The sequence below is a fragment of the Flavobacteriales bacterium genome (assembly GCA_020635795.1).
Classification (GTDB): domain Bacteria; phylum Bacteroidota; class Bacteroidia; order Flavobacteriales_E; family Vicingaceae; genus Vicingus.
In genome coordinates this window covers 42,922-56,026 of record JACJZD010000002.1, presented here as the reverse complement: position 1 = coordinate 56,026, position 13,105 = coordinate 42,922, and the positions used below count along the sequence as shown (strand labels likewise).

The following is a 13,105-nucleotide window of genomic DNA, read 5'->3' as shown; positions in this document are numbered from 1 at the left end:
GAATTCATGCAATTCGAATTAACCAAAAAGTTTTTAGATGACTTAAATTCTGCTGTTGAAAGCAAGAATGAGGCTTTGGTATTGGAGTTAATCGAAGACATGCGTCCTGTTGATATTGCAGAAATTATCAACGAACAAGACATGGATGAAGCTATTGCTTTTTACCAGTTTTTAACCGAAGAACAAGCAGCTGATGTACTTATTGAACTTGATGAAGATGTTCGAGAACGTTTCTTAAAATCCTTATCATCAGAGCAAATTGCAAAGCAATTTATTGACAACTTAGACTCAGATGATGCTGCCGATTTATTAGCAGAATTATCGGAAGAGAAGAAGCGTGAGGTATTATCGCACATTGCTGATATTGAACAAGCGAGCGACATTATCGACTTATTAAATTACCCTGAAGACACTGCGGGTGGTTTAATGGCAAAGGAGCTAGTAAAAGTGAATATTGATTGGGATGTAAAAACGTGCATTAATGAGCTCCGCAGACAAACTACCGAAGTAGACAACATTTACACGGTATATGTAGTTGACGATCAGAATGTTTTACAAGGCATTATTTCATTAAGAAGATTATTTTTAACCCCCGACAAAAAGAAAGTTAGAGACATTTATAATGACGATGTAATTTCTGTAAAAGCCGACTTAAACGATGAAGAAGTGGGGCAAATTATGGAAAAATACGACTTAGTTGTTGTTCCGGTTGTTGATGATATTGGGCGTTTGCTCGGACGAATTACCATTGATGACATTGTTGATGTAATGCGAGAAGAAGCCGAAAAAGATTACCAAATGGCTTCGGGTATCTCAGAGAATGTTGAGTCGACCGATAATATTTGGCTACAAACACGAGCTCGTTTGCCTTGGTTATTGGTGGGGTTAATGGGAGGAATTGTCAGCTCAAATGTAATTGGGAAATTTGAACATCAAATTGGGATTCACCCCGAAATGGCATTGTTTATTCCATTAATTGCTGCAATGGGCGGTAATGTTGGCGTACAATCTTCGGCATTAATTGTGCAAGGTTTAGCCAACAAATCATTAGGTTTTGATGGTGTTTGGACAAAAATTTTAAAAGAAATGTTGATTGGCCTAACCAACGGAATTGTTTGTTCGGGCTTATTACTGATGTACAACGTATTTTTCCCCGATCAAATTAACTATGCTTTAACCTCAACAGTAAGTATTGCTTTATTTGCCGTTATTATTTTTGCGGGAGTTTTTGGAACTTTAATTCCTTTGGCGTTGCACAAGTATAAAATTGACCCCGCTTTGGCTACAGGTCCATTTATTACCACTACTAACGATATTTTTGGGATTTTCCTCTACTTTTATGTAGGGCACTTGTTGTACGCCGTTTTTTAATCACTCAACAATCCACTTGATAATTTCGTCATCGTTGGGTAATTTTTTTGGATGAACTACTTGAACTAAAAACCCATTTTCATCAATCAAGTATTTCTGAAAATTCCATAACACTTCTGAATCTTCCAGCCCATTTTTTGCTTGTTGTGTTAAAAACTGATAGATTTCATGCATGTCGTCGCCTTTCACCGAAATCTTACTCATCATTGGAAAAGTAACCCCAAAATTCTTTTTACAAAAGGCAGCAATTTGCTCGTCAGTACCTGGTTCTTGAGCACCAAAATTATTTGCTGGAAACCCAACTATCACAAAATTTTGGTCTTTATATTTTTCATAAACCGCCTGTAATTGCTCGTACTGATGAGTTAACCCACACTCGGAAGCCGTATTCACCACCATTATTTTTTTACCTTTTAATGTGCTAAAATCAAATTCAGCACCATTCAAATCAGTTACTTTAAATTGGTGTATACTTTGTTTCATGTTTTGAGCATTTGCAACAGTTGTTGTCAAGATTGATAGCACGATAAATATATTTTTCATTTGATAAATTTACGTAAAAACAATTTTAATGGCGATTCCTATTAAAAGTATCCCAAATATGGTATTGAAAATGTTTTGATACTTGTTAAAAATAGCTCTGATTCGAGCTTGAGTAAAAAACAAGGCTACCAAACTAAACCAAATGGTAGTATTAATCATCATCATTAATCCTAAAATCCACGAAACCGAAGTAGGAACATTAGGGCCAATAACAAAGGTAAACAAGCTTAAAAAAAACAACGTGGCTTTTGGGTTTAACACATTGGTTAAAAAACCAATTCGTATTGCACTTAAAGGGCTGATGTCTGCCAAATGACTTTCTTTGCCCACTTCAATATTCGAGCTTTTTGAAACAATTGACATTACACCAATATATGCCAAATATGCTACACCTAAATATTTTATAATGTTAAAGGCTATTTCGGAAGTAGAAATAATTAATGCTAATCCAAACACACAATAAAAAACATGTACACCAATACCCAAACCAAAACCTACAGCTGTATAAATTCCTGTTTTACGTGAATAAGTTAACGAGTTACGCAATGCCATAATAAAATCTGGACCAGGACTCATTACAGCCATTAAATGAATAAGCAAAACAGAACCAAAAAGAGGAAGGTATTCCAATTAAGACAAATTATTAATTAATAATTAATTTTTTTATCACCTGTTTTTCTTTGGAAGAAAATTTTACATAATAATTTCCTGATGGATAATTAGAAACATCAATTCTATCTTCATTTTTTGGTTGGGCAATAGTTAAAATCTGTTTTCCTGAAATATCGACAACTACAATAGACTCTATTTTTTCATCATTCTCTATTTTATAATTAAAATAATCTGCTGTAATTGTGGGATAAAATATCACTTTAATAGAATTCTGAATTTCTTCTACTGAACTACCTAAATCAATACCTCCAACAACGATATTATCTATTATCCATCCATCTTTATTTGTTTGAACATTATCACTAACAAAATTGAATCGAATAATTAAAGAATCTGAAGCCATATATTTTACTGGTAAAACCCATACCCATTGGAAAGTTGAAGTTTTCCAATCAGAAGTTCCTGAAAAACCATATTCACCATTCACTAATGTATCATTCGTTGTATATAAGTTTTCTGAATTGATGTTTGGCCAACACATAATACAAGTTGAATCATTAATAACGTTCACCCAGGTTTGTCCACTATCATATGACAAAGTAATGTAACCTCCATCAATTAATGAATCTGTTTCATATTTGTGATCAAATTGAAAATACAAATTGTAAGGAAATCCATAACCTGAAAATGTATTTTGATTTACCCCAACATCAAAATAAGATAGATTATTAGATGAATATGGATTTAGTGAATCTGTCATTATTGCATTTGGAAAAGAGTTTGCTTGTCCAAAAAATGGTTTCATGGTTGAGCCTATAGTCCAATCATTATTAACGTTAGTTGTGTCAATATTTATTTTTAACCCAGTATATTCAAAGTTATTACTGTCGTTAGGCAATAATCCTTGTAAGCCATAATTTAGTTGAGCATTTGAACTTAATGAAATAAGAACTAATAGTAAAACAAGAATTTTTTTCATTTGACCTAATTTTGTAGACAAAACTGTTTCATAAAGATAATAAAAAACATACTAACAATATTATATTTCTTTTTGATAAGAAATAACATCTAACGCTCTACCGAACTTAATACCAATGTTTTTTAAATGACCACATTTAAAATATCCCATTCGTTCAAACAGTTTTAAGCTACCTGAATTCTCGGAAGTTATAACCCCCACCAAGTTTTTTAGCCCCAGTTCTTTCCCAGTTTTTTCCATAAAACTCAACACTTCTGGTCCAATTTTTTTGCCCGTAAAATCATGTTGGATATATAGTGTTACCTCAGCAGTAATGTCGTAAGCTTCTTTTTTACGAAACTGACCCAAATAACAAAAGCCACAAACCTCATCGTTATACAAAACCACAAACGATTTGTAAAGTGGATGATTTAACGAAAGTGTAGCTTCCATTTCCGCTTCAGTTACTTTATCCAAATGAAACGTAGCGGTAGAATTTTCTACATAATAATTATAGATGGCAGTAACTTTCGTTAAATCAGCTTTTTCTATGGGTTTAAAGTCAATTATCATAAACTAAAACAACCTGCCAAGTTTATCGTTAAGTGATATGGATAAATCAATGAATTCTACTTGAAAAGAATGTGATTTTTTTAAATGTTTAATCATTTTATCTAAAGATTTTCTATCTTTAGTTATGTAAGCATCTATCCCTCTATTTTTTATTTGGGCAAATAATTTAATGTCATTTATCACAATTTGTCTCTGCTCGAGTTCTCTTAATTCTTTGTTATGGATTAATTCAGATGTAAAATCTCCAGATATTTTTGCATCTAAATAATCATACTCTAAAAGTTTAAACACATTCAAAGATAAAAGATGGTCTGGATTATCTCCAACGGCATATTCTCCTACAACGATTGTGGATAAATATATCTCAATGTTGTTTTCTAAAAAATACTCTAAATAATCGACTGTATTCTGGTGGTACTCGTCATCTGCTTTTAATAATCTTATACAAAAAGAATTATCAACTAGAACACTCCTTATTCCCTTCATATCCCTTCAGCTCTTAAATTATTTATCCAACCATCAACATTGGTTATCTTACTTAAATTTTCTGAAGCCTTACTAATTGCTTTATTCAAAAGCGATTTATTAAATACGGGATTGTAAGTTATATATTCTATTAATTCTAAATCAAATAATTTATTGTCTTCAAAACTCTTTTTTCCTCTCACTTTTAATCCGTAAACCTTATAAGTTCTCTTATCTCCTTCCATTATTTGTTCTTTGGTAGCAGATATAGTTAAATTACCATATTTAGAGTTACTAATATGTACATTGGGATTTTTACCACCTTCTTGATATATCTCTCCGTAAAGGTAAAATTCTCCTTCATAAAAAGGTGCGGAAACTATTTCAAAATTTGTTGAAGAATCAATGACTAAATTATTATCTTTTGATATAGAATTATTAAACTCTATTACTAGCCCTTCTTTTAAAACTTTCTTTTGGAATTTATCAATAATAGATTGACGTTTATAATCAAGAAAATCTAAATTATTTCTCGTTTTTATCTCATTCGTCAACCCATTAAAAAGTAATACAGCAGAAATAGGTAAAAAAAACTTGTGTTTTGCAGAGCCTTCCTCTAAATCATAAGAAATGTGAGGCCTATCTTTTTTTTCTTGTCGTGTCGGATATAAAAAGGATTCAATATCAGATATTAATTCCTTAACATCAGAAATATCAATATCCTTCGGGGATAAATTTTTATCCTTATTATCAATTCTTAATTCTATATACCCTTGTTCTTCCACTTTACTAAAATACAAATTTATTGATAAATATATACTTTACAAATTGTTCATAGGTTACACATTTTTAATTTTATACTAAAAATTTCGAACTAGGGTAAAAGTTGCACAAAAACCTTTTGTCCCACAATTAATTTTTCTTCATCAGCAGGATTGCTAAAATGCCCATGAACTTTTACTGTATTGTCCGATTCTATCATATCATTAATTAAATGAACTGTACCTTTTATCGTGTCATTGCTATTTATCATAAAAAAGGGTTGGTCTAATGCTATTTTAGAAATATTCGATGCCGAAACTTTCATTTCTACGTGCAAATGCGATTTATCTAAAACAGTAAATAAATGGGTGTCAGGAGTAACTTTTGTTCCGTTTTTAACATTGATTTTTACTACCGTTCCGTGTGTTTTGCTTCTAATACTTAAACGACTACTTGTTGCCGATAAAAACTGTTCATCATCAAAACCTATGGCTCTTATTTCTTCTTTTAAACCCATAAAAGTAGATTTAGCAACCAAATATTCCTTTTCAATAAACTGAAAATCTTTGTCTGATATGGTTTTGGAATCGTAGAGTTTTTGATTTCGTTCAAAATTCAACTTTTGCCAATCGTAATTCGCTTTTGCCGTTTTGTATTCTTTTTGCAAATGGGCAAATTCTGGCGATTCTATTTCAGCAATAACCTCTCCTTTTTTTACATGTTGTCCTTCTAAAACGGATAAATCAGTGATATATCCATTGGTTTTAGCAAAAATTTCTAAAACCGAAAATGGAGGAACATCTATTACTCCAAAACACTCAATATTTTGCGTAATTGGGGCGGACTCTTTTGCTTGTTCTGTCTCTACATTTTTTTGCGTTTCTTCCGCTGTATTTTCTTCTATTTTATCTCCACAAGCCATTAAAATGGTGCAGGTTAAAGCGATATATATTCTATTTTTCATGATTTCGATTTTAAAAATTAACAGTTAAGTAATTGTATTTAATAATAGATTGATTGTAGGTATTTAACATTTCTAGCTCACTAATAGCACCATCAATGATAACCGAACTCAACCGAATAAAATCAATGTGATTGATTTCGCTCAACTTCAGTTTTTGTTGTAATTGTTCAATACCCAAAAGCAATTGTTGCTGTTCTGTTTTTATTCCCTTTACATTACCCTCTAGTAAAGCAATAGTGTTTTGGAGGTTTAACAATTCATTTTCGAGTTTTAGTTTTAAATCGGTTTGATGATGTTGAGCTGCATGAATCTGTAATTGATTTTTTGTTAACTCATTTCTTTTTCCACCAAAAATTAATGGAATTGCTAATCCACCTTTTATACCTTGAAATCCACCCGTTTTTTCTAAAGTTTGATTAAAATATCCAATTTGAAAAGTAGGCTGATAATCGGAACGAATCACTTTTTGTTTTTGCTCCAATTGTTTTACCAGTAATTCATTTTCTTGAAACAATGTAGTACTTATTGGTTGATTTTTCTGGTAAGTTAATGGCTCCAATAAGGTATCTTTTAGTTGTACCTCTTTTAATCCTGATAAATAGAACAATTCGGTTTGAAAAGAGCTAAAACCACTGTAACATTGCTGAGTTTTTTGGAGAACACTATTTTGCAACTGTTTTATCATCAACAAATCGGAATAACTTATTTCTCCGGCATCAAACAACTTTTGCGATTGCTGTAACGATTGAGTTAACGCCTCGCTAATTTGACTGGTCAACTGATAAGCGTTTTTATAAAACAACCAATTGTAATAAGTAGATGTAATGTTGTAGATAACTTCTTGAGTTATTGTTTTGCTTTTTTGCGAAGCATAATCAACACCCAAAACAGCATAATCTTTTCGTTTTTTAATGCTCCACGGACTACCAATATCTTGCATAACTTCTAGATAAGTATCGTTAGTAGCACTATTTATTTGACCATGTTGCACACCAAACTGTAAAGGACTTACAACATAGGTGTTTCGCTTTTCACTCTCCCATTGCTGTTTCTCCAATTCAACCATTTTAACCTCAATTCGGTTTTGTTTTCCAGCTTCCAACAACTCCGATAAACCCACTTGATTTTGTGCTGATAACTCCGTGAATGAAGTCATTCCAATTAATAAAATTAATAAGGGTGTTACTCTTATGGTTTTATCTTTTTTCTTTTTCCCAAGCATAAAATATAAGGCTGGTAAAACCAATAAAGTCAATAATGTAGAAGTAATTAGACCCCCAATAACAACAGTTGCTAGTGGTCGTTGTACTTCTGCTCCATTAGATGTTGCCAACGCCATTGGCAAAAATCCTAACGAAGCAACTAGAGCAGTCATAAGCACAGGTCGTAATCGTGAACTTGAGCCAGCCAAAATCAATTCTTTTAACGAACTAAATTGTTTTAACTTTTCTAATCGTTTAAACTCATTAACCAACACAATTCCGTTTAACACCGCCACACCAAACAAAGCTATAAAACCTATTCCAGCCGAAATACTAAAAGGCAAGCCTCGCAACCATAATGCTAATATACCACCTATTGAAGCTAAGGGTACTGCCATAAATATAATGGCTGATTCTTTGATTGAACCAAAAGCAACATAAAGCAAAAACAATATTAATAATAGTGCCACTGGAACAACAAGTTGAAGTCGTTTAATGGCATTTTGTAAGTTCTCGAACTGACCGCCATATTTTATTAAATAACCAGGTGGTAATTTAATTTTCGCATCCATTTGTGTTTGAATTTCTTGAACCAACGAAGCAATATCTCTATCTCGAACATTTACCCCTACCGAGATTCTTCTTTTTGCGTCTTCTCTAGAAATTTGCATAGGAGCAATGTCTTCTTTAATGGTGGCAACTTCGGCTAATGCAATTTGTTTTCCATTGGCATCCTGAACAAAAAGTGTATTTAGCGACAAGGTTTGAATACTAGCCGAATCTAAACGAACTACCAAATCAAAACTTCGCTCGTTTTCATAAACCGAACCCGTTTGAGAACCTGCATAAGCTGTTTTAATCACATTATTTACATCATCAATATTAATATGGAACAGCGAAAGTTTTGAACGGTCTATCACTACGCTCAATTGTTTTAACCCTTCGGTTTGCTCCACCTTAACATCGCCAACACCATTTATGTTTTTAATTACCGACGCGGTTTGATCTGCCAATTCTTTTAACTGCTTCACATCTTCACCAAAAATTTGAATGGCAATATCTGTTTTTGCCCCCGTCATCAGTTCGTTAAACCTTAACTGAATGGGTTGTGAGAATTCAAACGAGGCGTGTTGAATTTCAGCTAACTTAGCTTTCATCTTATCAATCAATTCCTCCCTGCTTTTTGCATTTTCCCATTCGCCTTTTTCTTTTAAAATAATCATAATATCGGCATCTTCAATAGCCATTGGGTCGGTAGGCACTTCAGCTGTTCCAATTTTAGAAACCACATGTTTTACTTCCGAAAAATTTTCTTTTAAAATCTGCTCTGCATGAGTTGACGTAGCTATACTTTTTTCTAACGAACTTCCAGGTTCAACAGCCATTTGCATGGCTAAATCTCCCTCTTCGAGCGTTGGTATGAATTCTGAACCCATAGATGCAAAAACGACTATTGATAAAAACAAGGCTAGCACTGCCATTGATAATACCTTTTTTGGATTTTTTAAAACAAATGCCAAACTCGGAATGTATCTTTTTTGCAAAGCTGTTACAATTTTGTCAGAAAAGGTTTCTTTATTGCTAATCGTTTTATTTAAAAACAATGCTGAAGCAACAGGTACATAGGTAACGGATAATAACAATGAACCTAAAATAGCGAAACTTACGGTTTGAGCCATTGGTAAAAAGGTTTTTCCCTCAATGCCTTCCAATGTAAAAATGGGAACAAAAACCACCAAAATAATTAATACTCCAAACGCTGCTGTATTATAAATCTGACCACTCGCTTCTTTAATTTCATTATTCATTTGTAATTTAGAGAGTGTTTTTCCTTTATGGTTTTTATGGAGAACATGCAAAACTCCTTCAACAATAATAACTGCTCCATCTACAACAATACCAAAATCAATTGCTCCTAACGACATTAAATTGGCTGATACTCCAAGCAAGTGCATTAAAATTAATGCAAACAACATGGAAAGAGGAATAACAGAGGAAACGATTAGCCCTGCTCTAAAATTTCCTAGAAACAAGACCAGTACAAAAATTACGATTAAGCCACCTTCAACCAAGTTTTTTACAACCGTTGAAATGGTTTTTCCAACCAAAACCGACCGATCTAAATAAGGATATATTTCCAACCCTTCTGGCAACGATTTTGTAATCAGTTCCATTCGTTGGCGTACATTATTTACCGCTTCTGACGAGTTTGCTCCTTTAAACATCAATGTAATTCCACCAACTACTTCGCCTTTTCCGTCCATGGTCATTGCTCCGTAGCGTTTTGGGCTACCCAAACCTACAGTTGCCACATCTTTTATCCGAATTGGACTCCCATTGTTTTTTATTACGATGTTTTCGATGTCGGAAAAATGCTCCGCTCTACCTTCAATTCTAATGTAATAAGCATTATCGCCTTTTTCGATATAACTACCACCACTATTACTGTTGTTGGCTTTTAAAGCTTCCTCCACTTCATTTATAGTGGTGTTAAATGCCATCAGTTGTTGTGGATTTACACTAACCTCATATTGCTTTACTTTACCGCCAAAGCTACTCACCTCTATTATACCTTGTAAACCTGCTAATTGTCGTTTTACAATCCAATCTTGGATGGTTCTTATTTCCATAATATCGAACTTGCTCTCATAACCCGATTTTACTTGTAAAACATATTGGTATATTTCACCTAAACCTGTTGTAATAGGCATCATTTGAGGAGTTCCAAATTCTATAGGAATTTCTTCTTTAGCAATAGAAAGCTGCTCGGCAACAAATTGTCGGGCTTTCATAATGTCAACGTTATCTTTAAAAACAATGGTTACTACCGACAATCCATAACGAGAAATACTCCGTACTTCAGTTACATCTGGAATGTTGGTAACAGCCATTTCAACTGGAAAAGTGATGTATTTTTCTACCTCTTCGGCAGCTAATGTTGCTGAAGTTGTTACCACTTGTACTTGGTTGTTTGTGATGTCAGGTACTGCATCAACTGCAATATGTTGAAGCGAATAAATTCCGCCTCCCGTTAATGCTAATATCATTATTAGCACTATCAACTTATTCTTGAGCGAATAAGCAATTATTTTTTCAAACATGTATTGTGATTTTAATTAAACTTAATTGAGACCCTTTTTATAAGGGAAAAACAATTAAGCAACTGGAGGAGGTCGAACACCCCAAGATGTTCTAATACCAGTATCTAAATCAATGGATTCATTAAAAATGAGTTGCTCAAATTTATGAAGAGAACTCTCAAAAATAATAGATTGAACATCTAACGAAAAATACTTAAAGGGAGAAATAAGTTCTTTAACAACATTAAAATCTAAATTAATGTGATGGTGTTGAGAAACAAAATCTTCCATTTGACCATCTTCGGTAAACTCATGAAATGCCAATACCAATAACCCAAAAGGCAATGTATTTTCTTTCTCATGAAACTTTTGGTCTTCAAACTCGCTCAATTTTTCTTCATGAACATGAGGAATAATATTGTGAAGCAATACTACAAAAGCAGCAAAAAACAAAAAACTATATCTTATTGATTTTAACATCAATACAAAGTTAACAAATTAATAAACACCTTTATTGAGATAATGAATAATTACATTTAATGCTTCCTTTTTTTAGTAGGATAATTAAAGATAATGCTGGTTAAAATAGGTACAAAGAAAATTGAAGCAGTAAGAATAGAAATACCCGCATCAGCGTAATGACTAGTTAAAAATTTTGTCATTTCTGATTCAGGATAAAAATGCTCATAAACAGACAAGGTTAATTTGGTTCCAAGTATCGCTATTACAATAAAAGCAGCCGTTTCTAGAAAAGGATATCGTTGCATTAATTTTACAAACCATTGAGCAATATAACGCATGGCTAAAATACCTATAAAAACTCCAATACAAACCAAAATAATATTTGGAGTAAATGCTACGGCAGCAAAAACATTGTCGATTGAAAAAGCCATATCCATTAACTCTACCATAAATACCGTTGCCCAAAAATTACCAATTGTTCCAACAGTAACTCTATACAACCAATTGCTTTTTTTGTCAAGTAAATCATCTTTTTTCGTTTTGGTTTTCTTACCTTTCCAATAATCAAAAACTATAAACAATAAATACAGTCCTCCCAAAGGTTTAAGCCACCAAATTTGAATTAAAAGTGATGCAAAAAGCATGGCAATTCCTCTAAAAATATAAGCTCCCCATATACCATATTTTAAGGCTTTTACTTTTTGGTTTTCTGGTAAATCCTTTACCATTGTTGCTAGTACAGCAGCATTATCAACCGATAGTAAACTTTCGATAATAATTAAGTTTCCAACAATTGCCATCGAGGCATAAGGATTGTCAATAATTTGTTGAATTAATTCGTACATTATGGTTGGATTTAGGCTATCAAAATTAATTAATATAGCAATCATTATTTTAAATTGATATATAATTAATCATAGGCTGCTACATGCCGTTAAAACTTAATTACCTTTGCAACATGAACGACCTGAATCAATTTTTCGAAAAGCTTACAACAAGTACCAAAAACAACTCTTTTGTAAAAATAACATTGAGCAAACCAGCTTTTAAAAGCGATGGTTTGTTGAATATCTATATTCGTCAAATAACTTTAAAAGAAGAGCAAGTTTTTTCTTTTACATACCACTACCAAACCAACGACCAAGTCAAAAATTACAGCTTAGAAGAAGCCAAACAAGTACTTACCGAATTGTTGGGTCAGAAATTTAAAATTGCCACCTTGTTTACGTTGGAAGAGGATTTTACCATACAATTTTCTAAAAAAGGTAAAACAAGCACACGTAAAACTGCTCCAAGTTTTGAGCAAAAACCACCTGAAAGTCACGATAAACCAAAGGCTAAAAGAGCCAAATTGGGCCAATATTTGTTCTTGTTGGGTGTTACCGACGAAAACGGTACGGTTATTCCTAAAATGGCAGATAAGTTTAAACAAATTAACAAATACCTCGAAATTATTGATGGCTTATTAAAAAACGCCAATTTGCCTAAAACTATTAAGGTGGTGGATATGGGTTCAGGAAAAGGATATTTAACTTTTGCTTTGTACGATTTTTTGGTGAACCAACGAAAAATGGAAGCAACCATTATTGGTATTGAAGCACGACAAGATTTGGTTGATTTTTGTAACAAAACAGCTCAGGAATGTGGTTTCGAAAATTTGAAGTTTGAACACAAAACCATACAAGAGTTTAATACTAAAAAGATAGATATTTTAATTGCTTTACACGCCTGCGATACAGCCACTGATGATGCTATTTTTAAGGGAATGAAAGCCAATGCTACATTGATTGTTACTGCACCCTGTTGCCACAAACAAATTCGCCAACAATTAAAAGGCAAAGAGCAACAAAACCCTATTTTAAAGTATGGTATTTTTAAAGAACGCCAATACGAAATGGTAACGGATACCTTGCGAGCTTTAATTATGGAAAAACAGCAATACGATGCTCATATTTTTGAGTTTGTATCGAACGAACACACGCGTAAAAATGTAATGTTGGTTGGCACAAAAACCAGTAAAAAAGCAGATATTGAAAAACTTAATTCAAAAATTGAAGAGATTAAAAAAGGGTTCGGTATAGACGAACATTATTTGGAGAAATTACCTTTGTAA

General features: G+C 32.8%; 12 protein-coding genes. 2 read left to right on the top strand and 10 right to left on the bottom strand.

The window, feature by feature from the left end; all coding sequences use genetic code 11:
- Nucleotides 1-6 precede the first annotated feature (6 nt).
- Nucleotides 7-1,371 (top strand): magnesium transporter, encoded by a 1,365-nt coding sequence (gene mgtE, locus H6589_07870; protein ID MCB9174512.1) that lies wholly within the window; start codon nt 7-9, stop codon nt 1,369-1,371.
- On the opposite strand, the gene H6589_07865 is transcribed toward mgtE, so the two are convergent.
- From H6589_07865 to H6589_07820, 10 genes are all read right to left on the bottom strand, one after another.
- Nucleotides 1,372-1,914: a glutathione peroxidase gene (locus H6589_07865; GenBank protein ID MCB9174511.1), complete on the bottom strand. Its 543-nt coding sequence runs from the start codon at nt 1,912-1,914 to the stop codon at nt 1,372-1,374. It abuts the gene before it with no gap.
- Nucleotides 1,915-1,923: 9 nt separating this feature from the next.
- Entirely contained in the window at nt 1,924-2,544 is a 621-nt protein-coding gene (locus tag H6589_07860) for a LysE family transporter (GenBank protein ID MCB9174510.1), read from the bottom strand.
- Nucleotides 2,545-2,557: 13 nt separating this feature from the next.
- On the bottom strand, nt 2,558-3,505 hold the full coding sequence (locus tag H6589_07855) for a T9SS type A sorting domain-containing protein (GenBank protein ID MCB9174509.1): 948 nt from the start codon (nt 3,503-3,505) through the stop codon (nt 2,558-2,560).
- A gap of 60 nt (nt 3,506-3,565) precedes the next feature.
- Nucleotides 3,566-4,057, bottom strand: coding sequence for an N-acetyltransferase (locus H6589_07850; GenBank protein MCB9174508.1), 492 nt, complete (start codon nt 4,055-4,057; stop codon nt 3,566-3,568).
- 3 nt (nt 4,058-4,060) lie between these two features.
- Nucleotides 4,061-4,543, bottom strand: a complete 483-nt coding sequence (locus H6589_07845; protein MCB9174507.1) for a hypothetical protein — start codon at nt 4,541-4,543, stop codon at nt 4,061-4,063.
- A complete protein-coding gene (locus H6589_07840; GenBank protein MCB9174506.1) occupies nt 4,540-5,307 on the bottom strand; it encodes a hypothetical protein in 768 nt (255 codons plus the stop codon). Before H6589_07840 ends, H6589_07845 begins: the two co-directional genes overlap by 4 nt.
- 89 nt (nt 5,308-5,396) lie before the next feature.
- The gene (locus H6589_07835; GenBank protein ID MCB9174505.1) at nt 5,397-6,248 is read right to left on the bottom strand and encodes an efflux RND transporter periplasmic adaptor subunit; all 852 of its coding nucleotides are present in this window, start codon (nt 6,246-6,248) and stop codon (nt 5,397-5,399) included.
- Nucleotides 6,249-6,258: 10 nt separating this feature from the next.
- Entirely contained in the window at nt 6,259-10,551 is a 4,293-nt protein-coding gene (locus H6589_07830; GenBank protein MCB9174504.1) for a CusA/CzcA family heavy metal efflux RND transporter, read from the bottom strand.
- A gap of 54 nt (nt 10,552-10,605) precedes the next feature.
- Complete coding sequence (locus H6589_07825) at nt 10,606-11,010, bottom strand: hypothetical protein (GenBank protein MCB9174503.1); 405 nt, start codon at nt 11,008-11,010, stop codon at nt 10,606-10,608.
- 56 nt (nt 11,011-11,066) lie between these two features.
- The gene (locus H6589_07820; protein MCB9174502.1) at nt 11,067-11,837 is read right to left on the bottom strand and encodes a DUF475 domain-containing protein; all 771 of its coding nucleotides are present in this window, start codon (nt 11,835-11,837) and stop codon (nt 11,067-11,069) included.
- Between the two features lie 113 nt (nt 11,838-11,950).
- Here H6589_07820 and H6589_07815 point away from each other — a divergent pair, with 113 nt between their 5' ends.
- On the top strand, nt 11,951-13,105 hold the full coding sequence (locus tag H6589_07815; protein ID MCB9174501.1) for an SAM-dependent methyltransferase: 1,155 nt from the start codon (nt 11,951-11,953) through the stop codon (nt 13,103-13,105).

Coding starts and splice junctions, on each gene's coding strand:
- mgtE (MCB9174512.1), top strand. CDS start 7: ATGCAATTCGAATTAACCAAAAAGTTTTTAGATGACTTAAATTCTGCT.
- H6589_07865 (MCB9174511.1), bottom strand. CDS start 1,914: ATGAAAAATATATTTATCGTGCTATCAATCTTGACAACAACTGTTGCA.
- H6589_07855 (MCB9174509.1), bottom strand. CDS start 3,505: ATGAAAAAAATTCTTGTTTTACTATTAGTTCTTATTTCATTAAGTTCA.
- H6589_07850 (MCB9174508.1), bottom strand. CDS start 4,057: ATGATAATTGACTTTAAACCCATAGAAAAAGCTGATTTAACGAAAGTT.
- H6589_07845 (MCB9174507.1), bottom strand. CDS start 4,543: ATGAAGGGAATAAGGAGTGTTCTAGTTGATAATTCTTTTTGTATAAGA.
- H6589_07835 (MCB9174505.1), bottom strand. CDS start 6,248: ATGAAAAATAGAATATATATCGCTTTAACCTGCACCATTTTAATGGCT.
- H6589_07830 (MCB9174504.1), bottom strand. CDS start 10,551: ATGTTTGAAAAAATAATTGCTTATTCGCTCAAGAATAAGTTGATAGTG.
- H6589_07825 (MCB9174503.1), bottom strand. CDS start 11,010: ATGTTAAAATCAATAAGATATAGTTTTTTGTTTTTTGCTGCTTTTGTA.
- H6589_07820 (MCB9174502.1), bottom strand. CDS start 11,837: ATGTACGAATTAATTCAACAAATTATTGACAATCCTTATGCCTCGATG.
- H6589_07815 (MCB9174501.1), top strand. CDS start 11,951: ATGAACGACCTGAATCAATTTTTCGAAAAGCTTACAACAAGTACCAAA.